This is a genomic window from Streptococcus suis, assembly GCF_002960425.1.
Classification (GTDB): domain Bacteria; phylum Bacillota; class Bacilli; order Lactobacillales; family Streptococcaceae; genus Streptococcus; species Streptococcus suis_S.
Genome location: NZ_POIZ01000052.1, coordinates 76,833 through 94,014 on the forward strand (window position 1 = coordinate 76,833; position 17,182 = coordinate 94,014).

Annotated in this window: 19 protein-coding genes; 16 read left to right on the plus strand and 3 right to left on the minus strand. The window is 39.0% G+C overall.

What is annotated here, in order from left to right; translation table 11 throughout:
- Positions 1–386 precede the first annotated feature (386 nt).
- The 14 genes from pezA to C1G57_RS07445 all read left to right on the plus strand — a co-directional run bounded on the left by pezA (position 387) and on the right by C1G57_RS07445 (position 12,809).
- On the plus strand, positions 387–863 hold the full coding sequence (gene pezA, locus C1G57_RS07375) for a type II toxin-antitoxin system antitoxin PezA (protein ID WP_105114371.1): 477 nt from the start codon (positions 387–389) through the stop codon (positions 861–863).
- On the plus strand, positions 863–1,639 hold the full coding sequence (gene pezT, locus C1G57_RS07380; RefSeq protein ID WP_105114372.1) for a type II toxin-antitoxin system toxin PezT: 777 nt from the start codon (positions 863–865) through the stop codon (positions 1,637–1,639). Before pezA ends, pezT begins: the two co-directional genes overlap by 1 nt.
- Before the next feature lie 125 nt (positions 1,640–1,764).
- Complete coding sequence (locus C1G57_RS07385; RefSeq protein ID WP_238142261.1) at positions 1,765–2,040, plus strand: hypothetical protein; 276 nt, start codon at positions 1,765–1,767, stop codon at positions 2,038–2,040.
- 163 nt (positions 2,041–2,203) lie between these two features.
- Positions 2,204–2,971 (plus strand): DeoR/GlpR family DNA-binding transcription regulator, encoded by a 768-nt coding sequence (locus tag C1G57_RS07390; protein WP_105114373.1) that lies wholly within the window; start codon positions 2,204–2,206, stop codon positions 2,969–2,971.
- Between the two features lie 205 nt (positions 2,972–3,176).
- Positions 3,177–3,599 (plus strand): galactose-6-phosphate isomerase subunit LacA, encoded by a 423-nt coding sequence (gene lacA / locus C1G57_RS07400; protein ID WP_105114374.1) that lies wholly within the window; start codon positions 3,177–3,179, stop codon positions 3,597–3,599.
- A gap of 26 nt (positions 3,600–3,625) precedes the next feature.
- Positions 3,626–4,141 (plus strand): galactose-6-phosphate isomerase subunit LacB, encoded by a 516-nt coding sequence (lacB, locus tag C1G57_RS07405; protein WP_105114375.1) that lies wholly within the window; start codon positions 3,626–3,628, stop codon positions 4,139–4,141.
- Positions 4,142–4,150: 9 nt separating this feature from the next.
- A complete protein-coding gene (locus C1G57_RS07410) occupies positions 4,151–5,083 on the plus strand; it encodes a tagatose-6-phosphate kinase (RefSeq protein ID WP_105114376.1) in 933 nt (310 codons plus the stop codon).
- A 1-nt stretch (position 5,084) separates the two neighbouring features.
- Positions 5,085–6,074 carry a tagatose-bisphosphate aldolase gene (gene lacD / locus C1G57_RS07415; protein WP_105114377.1) on the plus strand — a complete coding sequence of 330 codons (990 nt, stop codon included), beginning with the start codon at positions 5,085–5,087 and terminating at the stop codon, positions 6,072–6,074.
- Between the two features lie 176 nt (positions 6,075–6,250).
- Positions 6,251–7,084, plus strand: a complete 834-nt coding sequence (locus C1G57_RS07420; RefSeq protein WP_105114378.1) for a PRD domain-containing protein — start codon at positions 6,251–6,253, stop codon at positions 7,082–7,084.
- Positions 7,085–7,322: 238 nt separating this feature from the next.
- Positions 7,323–7,640: a PTS lactose/cellobiose transporter subunit IIA gene (locus tag C1G57_RS07425; protein ID WP_003048451.1), complete on the plus strand. Its 318-nt coding sequence runs from the start codon at positions 7,323–7,325 to the stop codon at positions 7,638–7,640.
- Positions 7,640–9,319, plus strand: coding sequence for a lactose-specific PTS transporter subunit EIIC (locus C1G57_RS07430; protein WP_105114379.1), 1,680 nt, complete (start codon positions 7,640–7,642; stop codon positions 9,317–9,319). Before C1G57_RS07425 ends, C1G57_RS07430 begins: the two co-directional genes overlap by 1 nt.
- A 234-nt stretch (positions 9,320–9,553) precedes the next feature.
- Positions 9,554–10,960 carry a 6-phospho-beta-galactosidase gene (lacG, locus tag C1G57_RS07435; RefSeq protein ID WP_105114380.1) on the plus strand — a complete coding sequence of 469 codons (1,407 nt, stop codon included), beginning with the start codon at positions 9,554–9,556 and terminating at the stop codon, positions 10,958–10,960.
- A 64-nt stretch (positions 10,961–11,024) separates the two neighbouring features.
- Entirely contained in the window at positions 11,025–11,918 is an 894-nt protein-coding gene (locus C1G57_RS07440; RefSeq protein ID WP_105114381.1) for an aldose 1-epimerase family protein, read from the plus strand.
- 51 nt (positions 11,919–11,969) lie between these two features.
- Positions 11,970–12,809 (plus strand): metallophosphoesterase, encoded by an 840-nt coding sequence (locus C1G57_RS07445; RefSeq protein ID WP_105114382.1) that lies wholly within the window; start codon positions 11,970–11,972, stop codon positions 12,807–12,809.
- 194 nt (positions 12,810–13,003) lie between these two features.
- On the opposite strand, the gene rpmG is transcribed toward C1G57_RS07445, so the two are convergent.
- Positions 13,004–13,153, minus strand: coding sequence for a 50S ribosomal protein L33 (rpmG, locus tag C1G57_RS07450; protein ID WP_002262412.1), 150 nt, complete (start codon positions 13,151–13,153; stop codon positions 13,004–13,006).
- A 15-nt stretch (positions 13,154–13,168) separates the two neighbouring features.
- Positions 13,169–13,351: a 50S ribosomal protein L32 gene (rpmF, locus tag C1G57_RS07455; protein ID WP_002937589.1), complete on the minus strand. Its 183-nt coding sequence runs from the start codon at positions 13,349–13,351 to the stop codon at positions 13,169–13,171.
- Between the two features lie 286 nt (positions 13,352–13,637).
- On the opposite strand from rpmF, the gene C1G57_RS07460 reads away from it, so the two are divergent.
- Together C1G57_RS07460 and hisS are read left to right on the plus strand one after the other, a co-directional pair.
- Positions 13,638–14,339 (plus strand): hypothetical protein, encoded by a 702-nt coding sequence (locus tag C1G57_RS07460; protein WP_105114383.1) that lies wholly within the window; start codon positions 13,638–13,640, stop codon positions 14,337–14,339.
- A 113-nt stretch (positions 14,340–14,452) separates the two neighbouring features.
- On the plus strand, positions 14,453–15,733 hold the full coding sequence (gene hisS, locus C1G57_RS07465; RefSeq protein WP_105114384.1) for a histidine--tRNA ligase: 1,281 nt from the start codon (positions 14,453–14,455) through the stop codon (positions 15,731–15,733).
- Positions 15,734–16,009: 276 nt separating this feature from the next.
- On the opposite strand, the gene adhP is transcribed toward hisS, so the two are convergent.
- Complete coding sequence (adhP, locus tag C1G57_RS07470; protein WP_105114385.1) at positions 16,010–17,035, minus strand: alcohol dehydrogenase AdhP; 1,026 nt, start codon at positions 17,033–17,035, stop codon at positions 16,010–16,012.
- Positions 17,036–17,182: the final 147 nt, after the last annotated feature.

Consider the following 17,182-nt stretch of genomic DNA (forward strand, 5'->3'; position numbering starts at 1 on the left):
AATGGTCTAAATTTATAAAGTCCATGTTTGACCAATAAATGGACAAAGTATAACTCCATTTTTATTATGAAACTGAAGATTCATGCTCGATTGCCCGAATGACGGGCAACAGCGGGGCGCATTGCTATTCCCCGCTGGCCTATGTTCGATATTTTTGAGCTGTAAGATAAACAATTGACTTCGATTCAAGATAGATTTTTGTTACTTTTTGCCAAAAAGTAAGTTTTTGTAGTTTTGACAGCCCTGTGGTCCATCAAAACTACAAACGCTCTCCGAGGGGTCTTGCAGACGGCTAATCAAAAAATAAGAAAACAAAAACGCACCAAAAATGGTGCGTTAATCGTTTATGTGTTATAATGAAAGCAAATATGAGGAGGTCTTTATCTATGATTGGAGACAATATAAAATCACTACGCCAGACACACGATTTAACACAACCAGAATTTGCGAAAATGGTCGGTATTTCACGCAATAGCCTGAGTCGTTATGAAAATGGAACCAGCACCGTTTCAACAGAGCTTATCGACCGTATTTGTCAGAAATTTAATGTCTCTTATATCGATATTGTAGGGGAGGACAAGATGTTAACACCTGTTGAAGATTACCAATTGACCTTAAAAGTAGAAGTGATAAAAGAACGTGGAGCAGCTATTTTATCACAGCTTTATAGATACCAGGATAGTCAAGATATTGCTTTTGATGATGAATCCAACCCTTGGATTCTCATGAGTGATGACTTGGCCGAATTGATTAACACGAAAATTTACCTTGTCGATACTTTCGATGAAATAGAGCGTTACAATGGCTATTTAGACGGTATCGAGCGGATGTTGAATATGGTGCATCATCGGGTGGTGGCATAATGAGATTGGAAGAATTCAGTGAGGCTGCATTTCAGAAGGCCTTACAGCGAACCATTCGGGCCTTAACCCGAGGAAAGACGATTCCAGATAAACCGAAAGCTATCTTGCTTGGTGGACAAAGCGGAGCAGGTAAGACAACGATACATCGTATCAAGCAAAAGGAATTTCAAGGCAATATCATTATCATCGATGGTGATAGCTACCGTTCTCAGCATCCCAATTACTTAGCCCTGCAAGAAAAGTATGGCAAGGACAGCGTGGACTATACCAAGGGATTTGCAGGAAAAATGGTAGAGCATCTAGTTGATGAACTTAGCACACAAGGTTATCATTTGCTGATTGAAGGAACCTTACGAACCACTCAAGTTCCTCGTCAGACTGCTCAATTATTAGCTTCGAAAGGATACCAAGTTTCTTTAGCTGTCATTGGTACTAAACCAGAGCTTTCTTATCTCAGCACCTTGATTCGTTACGAAGAGCTTTATGCCATCGATCCCAATCAGGCCAGGGCAACACCAAAAGAACACCATGATGGGATTGTAGAGCATTTGGTTGGTAACTTAAAGGAGCTTGAAAGCGATAAACTCTTTGACCAGATTCAGATTTATCAAAGAGATAGGACTTGTATCTATGATTCTGAAACTGATGAAGGTTCCGCGGCAGAAGTATTACAAGAATGCCTCTTCGGAAAATGGAGTAAAGTCGAGGAAGAGATGATGAAGGTGGGGAAAGAGCGGTTGAGGGAGATGAGTAAGAGTAATGGAAACGATGTATAGTTATATGCAGTATCTAATTCAAGAAGAATTCCTATCATCGTTTAAAACAGGAGAAGAAAATTCAAATTAGACAACAACAGCTTCAAAAATAGGTTTGAAGGTTTTGATTATCTAGTTGAAATGAAATGGGAAAAAATCCAGTAAATTCTTTGAAAATTGCCTCTTTAAAACAAAAAGTTGATACAAAACTAACTTCAACTCGAGGACAGTTTCTTTCAATAAACGGTTTTAGAGATGAGGTAATTCAAGACTTTGCAAATAGAGATAAAATTTTATTTATGGATGGCCAAGAGTTGTCTTATATTCTAGAAAATAGAATTACTTTATACGAAGCTTTAAAAGTCAAGATAGTTGGCGCTTCTAAAACGGGTAATCCCTATGTATCAATTGTTAATCAATAGTAACCTTTATCAAAGAAGGGCTTGGCTCTATCTTAATGATGTAAAAAATTTCTGAACTGAGATTTGGATAAGAAGCTTCAATTCACCTAGTATAAATGTTCAAAATTCCAACATCTTCTTGTTGATTTTTGATATAATGTAAAAAAACAACAAAGGATTAAACATGAATAAACGAGAACGACTAGAAGAAATTACACGATTGGTAAATAAAAAAGGTACGGTACGAATTTCTGAGATTGTTGAATTGCTAAATGTTACTGATATGACTGTTCGACGTGATTTCATTGAATTGGAAGAGCAAGGCGTTTTAACAAAAATCCATGGCGGTGCTAGAAGTAATAAGGCATTTCAATATCGGGAATATTCCCATTCTGAGAAACACATTCAAAATAAGGAAGCCAAGCAAGAGATAGCAGAAAGGGCGGCACAACTGATAGAAGATGGAGACACGGTATTTTTAGGTCCAGGAACAACAGTGGCCTTTCTGGCTGAGGCCATTAAAAATACTCGTCTAACTGTCATCACAAACTGTATGCCAGTTTTTACCATCTTATCACAAAAGAAGACAGAGGATTTTCAAGTCTTTCTTCTGGGGGGAGAATATCGCCAAGTGACAGAATCGTTTGTAGGAGAAATTACCAATACAAGTTTAGAAAAAATGCGATTTAGCAAGATTTTCTTTTCAGGTAATGGACTTAAGGGGACTGATGTCATGACCTCCACCCTCGCTGAAGCCTATACGCAAAATATTGCCATTAAACATTCTTTAGAAAAATATCTACTGCTAGATGCCTCGAAAATTGGAAAAGATGATTTTACTTCCTTTTGTGATTTGAACGATGTAACTGCTCTAGTGACAGATATAAATGCAAAGGATGAAAATTACCAATTATTACATAACCACATTGAAATTATTTCTACAAAATCATAAAATTATCAAAACCAACAGTAAAATGTTGGTTTTTTGTTTATATACGAAAAAAATAAACAAAAATAAAACAAAATATGTTGACTTTATGTTTGTTTAGTTGTATAATTTAAACATAAAAAGCGAAAACGCTTTTTCTAAGTTTTGCAAAACACAGATTTTCTGCCACATATGGCTACAACTTTCTATTTTTGTTAGGAGATAGGTTATGACAATCATTATCGGTGCTGATCCAGCGGGCTCAAAATTAAAAGACCTTATTAAAGATTATTTGCTAGAGAAATCATATGACTTTAAAGATGTCAGTGATGGAAGTGATTTTGTTGATACAACTTTGGCAGTAGTTGCAGAAGTTAATCAAGAGGAAGGAAATCTTGGCATTGTGATTGATGCTTATGGTGTTGGTCCATTTATGACCGCAACTAAAGTCAAAGGCATGATCGCTGCAGAAGTTTCAGACGAACGCTCTGCCTATATGACAAGAGGACACAACAATTCGCGTATTATTACAATCGGTAGTGAGATTGTAGGAGATGGAATTGCTAAAAATATCGTTAAAGGATTTGTTGAAGGTGAGTATGATGGCGGCCGTCACCAAATTCGTGTCGATATGCTAAATAAAATGTGCTAATTGTTGTAATCAAAGGAGAATAAGAGATGAAAATTGCAATCGGTTGTGACCACATTGTAACCTATGAAAAAATCGCTGTGGTAGATTATTTGAAAAATCAAGGATATGAAGTATTGGACTTTGGGACTTATGACAATGTTCGTACTCATTACCCAATCTTTGGTAAAAAAGTTGGTGAAGCAGTTGTGAGCGGGCAAGCAGATTTGGGAATTTGTATTTGTGGAACAGGTGTTGGAATCAACAATGCTGTAAACAAGGTACCTGGTGTTCGATCAGCCCTGGTTCGTGATATGACCTCTGCACTCTATGCAAAAGAGGAGTTAAACGCCAACGTCATTGGTTTTGGAGGAAAGATTACAGGTGAGTTGCTCATGTGCGACATCATTGAAGCCTTCATTAAAGCAGAATACAAACCAACTGATGCAAACAAACGTTTGATTGAAAAGATTGCTGCAGTTGAAACGCTCAATCAAGAGCAGGCTAATCCAGAGTTCTTTACGGAATTTCTTGAAAAGTGGGATCGTGGAGAATACCACGACTAGGAGGTTCTCATGATTTTGACAATCACTTTAAATCCGTCAGTTGATATTGCCTATCAATTGGATACCTTTCATTTGGATACGGTCAATCGAGTAGAAAAAGTTCAAAAAACAGCTGGCGGTAAGGGGCTCAATGTTACACGAGTTTTGAAACAAATCGGTGAAGATGTTGTAGCAACAGGCTTTATTGGCGGTGAGATTGGCAGTTATGTAAAGAAACAACTCACTCGAAATGATATTAAAAATTCCTTTGTAGAAATAGGGAACGAAACACGTAATTGCATTGCGGTCCTTCATGATGGCAAACAGACGGAGATTTTAGAACAAGGACCAACTATTCAAGAACATGAAGCCATGAATTTTATTGAACACCTTGAAATCATCCTGAACAATGTAGATGTAGTTGTTATTTCAGGAAGTTTGCCTAAGGGACTTGCTAGCAATTATTATGTTGAGATTGTAGAACTTTGTAAAAAATACGGTGTAGCTGTTGTTTTGGATTGTTCTGGTGAGGCGCTGAAAAACGTTTTAGAAAGCCAGCAGAAGCCGACCGTTATCAAGCCAAATACAGAAGAGTTATCACAGTTAATTGGCAAAAATGTCACAGATGATATTCAAGAATTGAAAGCAGTTCTATCTGGTCAATTATTCCAAGGAATTGAATGGATAGTCGTATCATTGGGGGCAAAGGGGGCTTTTGCCAAACACAATGACAAGTTCTATCGTGTGAAAATTCCAAAAATAAATGTCGTCAATCCAGTAGGTTCAGGTGATTCAACCGTTGCAGGTATTGCAGCCAGTTTGGCACATGCATTACCTGATGTCGAACTACTAAAAAATGCAAATGTTTTGGGCATGTTAAATGCTCAGGAAGAACAGACAGGTTATGTCAACTTAGAACATTCAGAAGTATTGTATTCTCAAATTGAAGTCGAGGAGGTTTAAGATGGTAGTAACAGCAGAAAAAAGAAAATATATGGAAAAAGTCAGCAATGAAGCAGGAGTCATTTCAGCTCTTGCCTTCGACCAACGTGGAGCCTTGAAAAAAATGATGGCAAAACATCAGGCAGAAGAACCTACTGTGGAGCAGATGGAAGAGCTAAAAACGCTAGTTTCTGAAGAACTAACACAGTTTTCTTCTTCTATTCTTTTAGATCCTGAATTTGGTTTACCAGCTTCACGCGCTCGCAATGAACAATGTGGTTTACTTTTGGCTTATGAGAAAACTGGCTATGACACCAGCTCTACCAGTCGTTTGCCAGATTGCCTGGTAGAATGGTCTGTAAAACGACTAAAAGAAGAGGGCGCGGATGCCATTAAGTTTCTACTTTACTATGACGTTGATGGTGATTCATACGTTAATCTTCAAAAACATGCTTATATCGAACGCCTAGGTTCAGAATGTCAGGCAGAAGGTTTGCCATTCTTCTTGGAGATTTTGAGCTATGATGAAACGATTGAAGACAATGCTAGTGTTGAGTTTGCTAAAGTTAAACCTAGAAAAGTAAATGAAGCCATGAAAGTATTTTCTGACGAACGCTTTGGAGTAGATGTTCTCAAGGTAGAAGTACCTGTGAACATGAATTTTGTAGAAGGCTTTGGAACAGGGGAAATCGTTTATACAAAAGAAGAAGCAGCCGAATATTTCCGTCAACAAGAAGCATCAACTCATTTGCCATACATTTATCTAAGTGCAGGTGTTTCTGCAAAACTCTTCCAAGATACACTAGTGTTTGCACATGAAGCAGGTGCTAAATTTAACGGTGTTCTCTGCGGTCGTGCAACATGGGCGGGTGTTGTGCCAGTTTACATTGAACAAGGAGAAGAAGCAGCACGTGAATGGTTACGAACTATTGGTCGTGAAAATATTGAAGGACTTGATGCAGTCTTGTCTCAAACTGCAACATCCTGGGTAGAAAAATTTTATAAAAAATAACCATTTTTCTTAAAGAAAGGGTTTACATTTTCTGAGAATATGCTATAATAATCTCATCAGCAAGAATAGAGTGGATTGTAACTAATTCGATTAGGCAAGACTACAAATGGATTTGAGAGTAGGATATTCTCGGTTTGTTTGTAGTCTTTTTTTGCTTAAAAATATAGGAGGAATATATGTTTAGGATTATACAGTCACTAAATAATAACGCTGCTCTGGTGAAAAATGAACATGGGGAACAGGCAGTCGTGATGGGATTAGGTATAACCTTTCAAAAGAAGAAAGGGGATTTAATTGTTAAGGATAAGATAGAGAATATCTTTTCGCTAAAAAATGATGAGGCCAAAGAAAATTTTCTAACTTTATTAAAAGATATTCCCTTAGATTTTATTTCTGCAACCTACACGGTTATCAACCATCTAGTAGCAACCTATCATTACCCTGTACAAGAATATCTCTATGTGACACTGACGGATCATATCTATTGTGCATATCAGGCGGTTTTAAAGAATACTTATCAAGAAAGTAGGCTACCCAATATTGCAGCCGAATATCCATTGGAATATAAAATGGCGCGTGAAGCCTTAGCTATGTTTCGTGAAAAGTTGCTAAAAGATTTTCCAAATGATGAGATTGGTAGAATTGCCCTTCACTTAATTAATGCAAAGGGTGAAACCATTCATCCCACAAGTGAAGAACAGGACATCAGCAAAAAAATTATAACAGATGTTGAACAAATCTTGACGGAGAATGGGATTAAACGCTCAAAAGAAAATAGCAATTTTTATGATCGCTTTATGATTCATCTGTCCTATTTTCTGAATTACTTAGATAGGTCCCATCAGTCAAATGAATCGATTGCTAGTTTGGAACAGTATATCAAGCTCCAGAATCCAAGAGCTTACCAGATTGGAAGTCAGATTTTTGAGATGATCACAACATTGGTTGATGAACCCGTAAATGACAGTGAAAGGTTCTATATTGTATTACATATTCAACGGTTATTGTAAATCATACTCTTCGTAAATCCAATTCAGACGTTGTTGCCTCAACTTGATGAGTGAAAAGCTCCAGTGGAGGTTTTCAGCCTGTTCCATTGAGATGAGAGGGGAACAGAGTTCTATCCGCGTTATATCGATACGAACTCGTTCGTCTTATTTCCAACCTTCAATAGTCTATTCCTAGACTGTTGAAGCTAGTCTGAATTGAATTTCCATTGAGTACATAAAAAAATAGGAGGTTCATATTATGAACAGAGAAGAAATTACGTTATTAGGTTTTGAGATTGTTGCGTTCGCTGGTGATGCTCGTTCTCGTTTGATGGAGGCCCTGGCTGCTGCTCAAAAAGGTGATTATGCAAAAGCAGAAGAACTAGTTGAAGCTGCCAATGCTTGTATTGTTGAAGCCCATCATGCTCAGACTAGCTTGTTGCAAAAAGAAGCTGCTGGTGAGGATTTAGCCTTTAGTGTGACGCTCATGCATGGTCAAGACCATCTCATGACAACATTATTATTGAAAGATATGATGAGTCATATGATTGAATTGTACAAACGAGGTGATAAGTAATGAATAAATTGATTGAATTTATTGAGAAAGGGAAGCCTTTCTTTGAAAAGATTTCGAGAAACCCTTATTTAAGGGCTATCCGTGATGGTTTTATCGCAGCCATGCCAGTTATTTTGTTCTCAAGTATCTTCCTATTGGTAGCTTTCGTACCGAATATCTTTGGATTTACTTGGTCTGATGAAGCGGTTGCAGCCATCATGAAACCTTACGGTTATACAATGGGGATTGTAGCTGTCCTAGTTGCAGGAACGACCGCAAAATCTTTGACAGACGCTTTTAACCGTCAATTGCCAAAAACCAATCAAATCAACTTCATTTCAACCATGATCGCCTCAATTTCAGGTTTCCTATTACTGGCTTCTGATGGTATTGAAGGTGGGTTTGCCAATGGTTACATGGGAACTAAAGGACTTTTGACAGCCTTTCTAGCAGCCTTCATTACAGTTAATATCTATAAGGTCTGTGTAAAAAACAATGTCACCATTCGTATGCCAGACGAAGTTCCACCGAACGTATCCCAGGCATTTAAAGATGTGATTCCATATGCATTGTCTATCTTTGTCTTATATGGAATCGATCTTGTAACACGTCACTTCCTTGGAACAAACGTTGCTGAGGCGATTCTAAAATTATTTGAGCCATTATTTACAGCAGCAGATGGTTATGTTGGTATTACCATTATCTTTGGTGCCTATGCCTTGTTCTGGTTTGTAGGGATTCATGGTCCATCAATTGTTGAGCCAGCAATTGCAGCTATTACCTATGCCAATATTGAAACCAACTTCCAACTTTTACAGGCGGGTCAACACGCGGACAAAATCCTGACTTCAGGTACTCAAATGTTTATCGTGACAATGGGTGGTACAGGTGCTACCTTGGTTGTGCCATTCATGTTTATGTGGTTGACTAAGTCTAAACGAAACAAAGCAATTGGACGTGCTTCAGTTGTTCCAACATTCTTTGGTGTAAATGAACCAATCTTGTTCGGTGCACCACTTGTACTTAACCCAGTATTCTTTGTGCCATTTATTTTAGCTCCAATTGCTAACGTATGGATTTTCAAATTCTTTGTTGATACGCTAAAAATGAACAGTTTCAGCGTCAACTTGCCATGGACAACTCCAGGTCCGTTGGGGATTGTCATGGGAACAAACTTTGCTCCACTCGCCTTTGCACTAGCTATCTTGTTGGTTGTTGTCGATGTACTTATCTATTATCCATTCTTGAAAGTTTATGATGAGCAAATTCTTGCTGAGGAACAATCAGGGAAAGTTGAAAATAGCTTAAAAGAGAAAGTGGCAGCTAACTTTAATACTGCCAAAGCAGATGCTATTCTTGAAAAAGCAGTAGTCGATACCGAAATTTCTGAACAAACCAACGTTCTGGTACTTTGTGCAGGAGGCGGTACAAGTGGATTGCTTGCTAATGCTTTAACTAAGGCTGCCAAAGAATACGGTGTTCCAGTCACAGCAACAGCAGGAAGCTATGGTGCTCACCGTGAGATTTTACCAGAGTATCAATTAGTCATCCTTGCACCTCAAGTAGCATCGAACTACGATGATATAAAACAAGAAACTGATGCATTGGGCATTAAACTCGCCAAAACTGAAGGAGCTCAATACATTAAACTCACTCGTGATGGTCAAGGTGCTCTTGACTTTGTCAAACAACAGTTCTAGAACCTGTATTCACAGTTCAGCACTTCCATCTAAGGCTAGTTTTTCAGCTACTCATCGTTAGTTTTTTTCAAAATACAGTCAGTATTCCCTCAAAAACTGCCTTGATTAGCGAAAAACTATCTCTTATATACAAGCACTTCACTTGTGAATACAGGTTCTTAATCAAAAGGGGAGGGAGTTATAAATCTCCAACTCCTACCCCTTTATTTATTTTTGATAGAAGAAGGTAGGCATATGGTTAAAACATTACCAAAAGATTTTATATTTGGTGGAGCAACTGCTGCATATCAAGCAGAGGGTGCCACAAAGACAGATGGAAAAGGTCGTGTTGCATGGGATAAGTATCTAGAAGATAATTACTGGTATACTGCGGAACCAGCTTCTGATTTTTATAATCGTTATCCAGTTGATTTAGAACTAAGTGAACAATTTGGGGTAAACGGCATTCGTATTTCAATTGCGTGGTCTCGTATCTTCCCAACAGGCTTTGGAGAAGTGAATCCAAAGGGAGTGGAGTTTTACCATAAATTATTTGCGGAATGTCATAAACGTCACGTAGAACCATTTGTAACGCTTCACCATTTTGATACACCAGAAACGCTACATTCTAATGGTGACTTTCTAAATCGAGATAACATTGAACACTTCGTCAATTATGCAGCGTTTTGCTTCAAAGAATTCTCAGAAGTCAACTATTGGACAACCTTTAATGAAATCGGCCCCATTGGTGACGGTCAGTATCTTGTTGGGAAGTTCCCACCAGGTATTCAGTATGATTTAGCTAAAGTATTCCAATCTCATCACAATATGATGGTTTCACATGCCAAGGCAGTTAAGCTCTACAAGGATGCTGGTTATAGCGGAGAAATTGGAGTCGTACATGCATTGCCAACGAAATATCCTTATGATCCAACCAATCCAGACGATGTCCGTGCAGCGGAACTTGAAGATATTATTCACAATAAATTTATCCTAGATGCAACATACTTGGGTTACTATTCAGAAAAGACCCTTGAAGGTGTTCGCCATATTCTGAAAGTAAATGGTGGGGAATTAGACCTTCGTGATGAAGACTTTGCTGCCTTAGATGCCGCAAAAGATTTGAACGACTTCTTGGGCATCAATTACTATATGAGTGATTGGATGAGAGCACATGATGGAGAAACTGAAATTATCCATAATGGTAAAGGTGAAAAGGGAAGTTCTAAGTATCAAATCAAAGGAGTTGGTCGTAGAGAGTCCCCAGTTGATATTCCAAAAACGGACTGGGATTGGATTATCTATCCGCAAGGTCTTTATGACCAAATTATGCGTGTGAAAAATGACTATCCAAACTATAAGAAAATCTACATCACTGAAAATGGTCTAGGTTATAAAGATGAATTTGTAGATGGTACAGTCTATGACGATGGTCGAATTGATTATGTGAAAAAGCATTTAGAAGTGATTGCAGATGCTATCTCAGATGGTGCCAATGTTAAAGGGTATTTCATCTGGTCCTTGATGGATGTATTTTCTTGGTCAAATGGATACGAGAAACGATATGGTTTATTCTATGTTGACTTTGAAACTCAAGAACGCTATCCAAAGAAAAGTGCTTATTGGTATAAAAAAGTAGCAGAAACACAGGTTATTGAATAAAAATAATACAAGGATGCCTAGCTCAAGTTAGCATCCTTGTTTTCATATAAGGGAGGCAGTTTTTATGCTCGAATTAAAAAATGAGAACTTAACAGTACAATTTTCTGAACTAGGTGGGCAAATTATTTCAATAAAAGATACTGATGGTGTCGAGTATCTCTGGCAAGGAGATCCGACCTATTGGAGCGGTCAAGCACCAGTTCTATTTCCGATTTGCGGAAGTTTACGAAATGATTGGGCTATCTTTGAACCTGCAGAAAGACCGACATTTACAGGCACAATTCCAAGGCATGGACTCGTGAGAAAAATGATGTTCAAAAATGTAAGAAGAACCGAAAATTCTTTGGAATTTTCTGTTTCATCAAATGAGGAAACTGTAAAAAATTACCCATTTGAATTTGAACTTTCCATTAACTACTCACTACTTGGCAATACAATTCGAACTGAATATCAGGTGAAAAATCTTGAAGGGCATAGAAAGTTACCTTACTTTATTGGGGGTCATCCAGGTTTTAATTGTCCTTTGTTGGATGGTGAGAATTATGAAGACTATTATCTAGAATTTGAAAAAGTAGAATCTTGTACAGTACCTAGAAGTTTTCCAGAAACTGGTTTACTTGATCTGCGAGATCGCCGTCCATTCTTGGAAAATCAAAAGACCTTGGACTTGTCCTATCAACTGTTTGAGCACGATGCTATAACATTGGATCAATTAGCATCACGAAAGGTAACTTTGAAATCTAAAAATCATCAGAAAAAACTTTCGATTGCATTTTATGATTTTCCATATCTAGTGATTTGGTCAACTACAAATCAGAGTCCCTTTATTGCATTAGAACCTTGGAGCGGACTCTCTACTTCACTGGAAGAATCTGACATATTCAATGCCAAACGAAATATTAGTTACGTCGCTCCAAAAGAAGTTGATACAAAACATTTTGATATTATTATTGAGTAAACTTTTGAAAATGTTTGCTCGTTACAGAAATTTGGTAAAATAGTTCATATAATGAAAAAACTAAAAAATAGTAAGCCACGATGGTTTATTCTTATTTGTATCCTAATTTTTCTTGCTTTAGGTTTTGACAGTCGGCTTCAAGTAACTCATTACAGGCTTGTTAGTCCCAAAATATCTCGACCAGTCAGACTTGCTCTAATTACTGATTTACACTCATCAAATTACGGTAAAAATCAGATACAAATCTTGGAAGTATTAGAGAAAGAAGGCCCAGATATCATTTTATTAGGTGGAGATATTTTTGATGATGAACTTTCTGACAGAAAAACTCTAGAATTGTTGAGCGGGCTAAGTAAATTTAATCATACTTACTATGTGTCAGGTAATCATGAAATATGGAGTAATCGATATGACCAGATGCTAGAACATCTGCGACAACAGAATGTAGCCATATTATCTGGAAACACTAGTAGAGTTGATATACGGGGGCAGTCAATCACTATTTCAGGCATTGACGATCCCGAATATTTTCAAAAGTATGATACTAGTGTGAATTTGCTAGACCAACTTGAAGACATAAAAGGGAAGCAAATAAGTACCGACTTTCAAATTTTACTAGCGCACCGCCCAGAACTAGTTGATACATATCAAAAGTATGGATTTGATTTAGTGTTATCAGGTCATGCGCATGGAGGACAATGGAGAGTGCCTTATTTGGTTAATGGTGTATTTGCGCCTAATCAAGGATTTTTTCCGAAATATGCAGGTGGTTTATATGAATTTGAAAACTCGCATTTTATTGTAAGTAGGGGTCTGGCCAAAGAATCTACACGAGTACCAAGATTTTTTAATCGCCCAGAAATTATCGTTGTAGATCTTGTTAATCAGTAACTTTGCTCTTTCCCAATCACTCAAAAACCCACTGACTTTCATTAGCCAGTGGGTTTTATTACTTATCCGAATCAAAATCTTATTTCAAAAAAGGTAGTGATTCGACTGATTTGTACTGCAATGTAATGAAAGTTCATCTTTCAAAAATCGCATTAAATCAAGGTTTCTACCGTCTATTGACGTGTAGTGAATCCTTATTTCACCTCAGTAAAAATCACGTGCTTACGCAATTTTGGTGAGTATTTTTTCAATTGAAGGCGGTCTGGAGTGTTACGTTTGTTTTTTGAAGTAAGGTACAAACGCTCACCAGATTCTTTGTGTTCAAGTGTAATATTTACGCGCATGGTATCTCCCTTCTATTATTCAGCTGAAGCAGCCTTAGCGATTTTACGTCCTTTGTAGTATCCTTTCAAAGATACACGGTGAGAACGTGAGTAATCTCCAGTAGTTTCGTCAAATTTCACAGTTGGAGCTGCTACTTTATAGTGAGTACGACGTTTGTTTTTCTTCGCTTTTGAAGTGCGACGTGCAGGTACTGCCATTTCTTTCTTCCTCCATTAAATTCAGGGCATAGCCCTTTTTACATCTAAAATAGTGTGTATGACTTTTGTCAACTGTAACAGTATAACAAAAGTTTTTTGTAAAGTAAAGTTACTTGACAGATTTTTTTAAAAATTTTTTGCCTCAAACACTTCGAGTGAACAGAATTCCCCAAACTTTGCTAAAATAGTCAAAAAAGATAGAAAAATACTTGACAGCATATATATATATATATATATATAATGGTTATAGGACGAGTTCCGATTATTAAATATGAAGGAGAACTGTATGAAAACAGTTGGAAAGTTTTTTGCGAAAAAGTTGGCTAGCCTCTTGGTCTTTTTGCTGGTGTTAGGTATAGGGATTTTCTGGTTTAGAAATAGCATCCTAGCATGGTTCCAAGGAACCCACAAGGTTCAATATGAGTTTGTCATTAAGAAATTTGAAACGGAAAGCAAGCTGGTTGTAGCAGGTGCCGAGGTGGACACGACTGCCAATCAGACCTTTGAAAATAATCAATTAAAAGAATGGCCAGACTGGACAGAACCGATTACCAAGCTCTTTGTAGGACGTGAAATGTCTGTTGATATTCCTGTTCAGACGGAATTCAAGCTGGTCTTGGAGGGCATTGGTCAGTCAGATGTTCAGATTCAAAACAATACCTTAACCTTCAAGAAACCTGTGCTTGTCGAAGTTGATTCGCAGCAACATGGAGAAATCAAAATCAGCAATAATAGCAATGGTATCGTAGATAAGGCGGTCGATGTCTTCACTTCTGGACAAAAGGCTCAGGAATTTCTAAATGATAAATCCCAAGAAGCCATTTACAAGACAAGTGAGGAAGTATTGAATGACGCGGAACGCCAAGAAAAAGTAGCGGCCTTTGCAGAAACAGCCTTAGAAAACCTCCTCAATCTCAACTCAGAAGAAAAACTTGAGGTTGAGATTGAAGTGGCCGACTTGAATTTCCAGATTGTAGACAAGAAATAGCTTTTTAAACAAGGCTGTGTCAGTAGACACGGCTTTTTGTCTGATCTGCCATTTCCAAAAATGCCCAAAATATGATAAAATAAAGGACAAGATTTAGAGAAATGAGAAAGCCCATGAAACTTCAAAAACCCAAAGGCACCCAGGATTTACTACCACAGGATACGGTCAAGTGGCAGTATGTGGAAAACTTTACCCGCAGCATTTTCAAGCAATACAATTACGCTGAAATTCGCACACCGATCTTCGAGCATTACGAGGTCATCAGTCGTTCGGTAGGCGATACGACAGATATTGTGACCAAGGAGATGTACGATTTCTATGACAAGGGAGAGCGTCATATCACCCTCCGTCCAGAAGGTACGGCACCGGTTGTTCGTTCTTATGTAGAAAACAAGCTCTTTGCTCCAGAAGTGCAAAAGCCAGCTAAGTTCTACTACATGGGCCCAATGTTCCGCTATGAGCGTCCGCAGGCAGGTCGTCTCCGTCAGTTCCACCAGATTGGTGTGGAGTGCTTTGGTTCCAATAACCCAGCGACAGATGTGGAAACTATTGCTATGGCCTATCACTTCTTTGAAGAGTTAGGGATCAAGGACATTCGCCTCCATCTCAATAGTCTGGGAAATCCAGAGAGCCGTTCTGCCTATCGCCAGGCCTTGATTGACTATCTGACACCGCTCAAGGACCAGCTATCTAAGGACAGCCAACGCCGTCTGGAAGAAAATCCTTTGCGTGTGTTGGATTCTAAGGAAAAAGAAGACAAGGTTGCGGTGGAAAATGCACCGTCCATCTTGGATTACTTGGATGAGGAAAGTACAGCTCACTTCAAGGCAGTCAAGTCCATGCTGGACAGCTTGGGGATTGCTTACACCATCGACACCAACATGGTGCGTGGTCTGGACTACTATAACCACACTATTTTTGAGTTTATGACAGAGGTTGGTGGCAATGACCTGACCATCTGTGCCGGCGGTCGTTACGACGGTTTGGTGTCCTATTTCGGTGGACCAGAAACACCAGCCTTCGGCTTTGGTATGGGGATTGAACGCCTCATCCTCGTCCTTGAAAAGCAAGGAATTGAACTTCCTCTCGACACCCAGTTAGATGTCTACATTGCTGTTTTAGGTCAGGAGGCCAATGGCGGAGCGCTCGAGTTGGTTCAAGCCATCCGCAAGCAAGGCTTCCGAGCAGAGAGAGATTACCTTGACCGCAAGCTCAAGGCCCAGTTTAAGTCAGCAGATGTCTTTGGCGCTAAGACCATTATTACACTTGGTGGAAGCGAGCTGGAAAGCGGACAAGTCGTGGTGAAAAATAACCAGACAAGAAGCCAGGTCGAAACAAATTTGGAAACACTCAAAACAGATTTTGCAAGCATTTTAGAAGAATTAGAGAAGTAGTAGCTCGGGCTACTACTTTTTTTATAGTCGAATAAAGAGCTATCAGACAAGTCACTTTCGTAGAGTAGGGCAAGGCGAAAGTGACGATCTATCAAAGCGCTTCAAATGACTATATTAAAGTAAAAAAAGAGAAGCGACTGTCGGGTCGCTTCTAGCTTTAGTGGAGAATATAGTCATTTAGTTTTTCTTTTATTACTTCGTTAACTCGCTTTGCCGTACTCCAGTACTGTCTGCAGCTCGTTGCCTAGTACTAAAAGTAAACTAAAAGACTATAAATTAGTGATGGTGGCAGAAGTCAAGGACCATACGACCTTGGATGGTACCAGCGGCCATTTCATCAAAGACTGCTTCGGCATCGTCCACAGGACGTTTTTGAACGACAGGAACAACCAAGCCCATAGCACCGAAGTGGAAGGCTTCTTCTAGGTCTTTACGAGTACCAACCAGAGAGCCGACTACCTTGATACCATCTAGCACAGTCTTGACAATGCTGAGGTCCATGTATTCAGATGGAAGTCCGACAGCCACGACATAGCCACCTGCACGAACGCTGTCAATAGCCTGGTTGAAGGCAACCTTAGAAACAGCCGTTACGACAGTTGAGTGGGCACCGCCACCCGTTACTTCCTTGATGTAGCCAGGCACATCTTCCACTTCAAGACCATTGATGATGACATCTGCACCGACTTCCTTGGCTAGTTCTAGCTTGTCATTGTTGATATCGACAGCAATAACGTGGGCATTAAAGACTTTCTTAGCGTATTGGACTGCAAGGTTGCCCAGTCCACCAGCACCGTAGATGACAATCCATTGACCTGGTTCTAGGTGTGCTTCTTTGATAGCCTTATAGCAGGTTACGCCAGCACAGGTGATGGAGCTTGCTTGCGCAGGGTCCAGACCTTCTGGAACTTTTACCGCGTAGTCAGCAGTTACGATACATTGCTCAGCCATACCGCCATCAACAGAGTAGCCAGCATTTTTAACAGTACGGCAAAGGGTTTCGCGACCAGTTGTACAGTATTCACACGTGCCGCAGCCTTGGAAGAACCAAGCAACGCTGACACGATCGCCGACTTTTAAGCTGGTTACGTCAGGAGCAATTTCAGTCACAATACCGATACCTTCGTGACCAAGAACACGACCAGGAACCTTACCAAAGTCACCTTGAGCAACGTGTAAGTCTGTGTGACAAACACCGCAATACTCAATCTGTACCAAAGCCTCGCCAGTTTCAAGTGGACGAAGTTCTTTTTCAACAACGACAACACCAGTAGATTCTGGATTAACAACAACTGCTTTCATGGCAGACCTCCTATGTATGATTGCACATCTCTTTGGATGTGTTAATATAGATTATTTTTGTTAATAATATCACAAAAACTAAAAGAAAGCAAGTATATCAATAAATGTAGATTCGAGTATCGGTTTGGAAACAATCAGAAATCTATC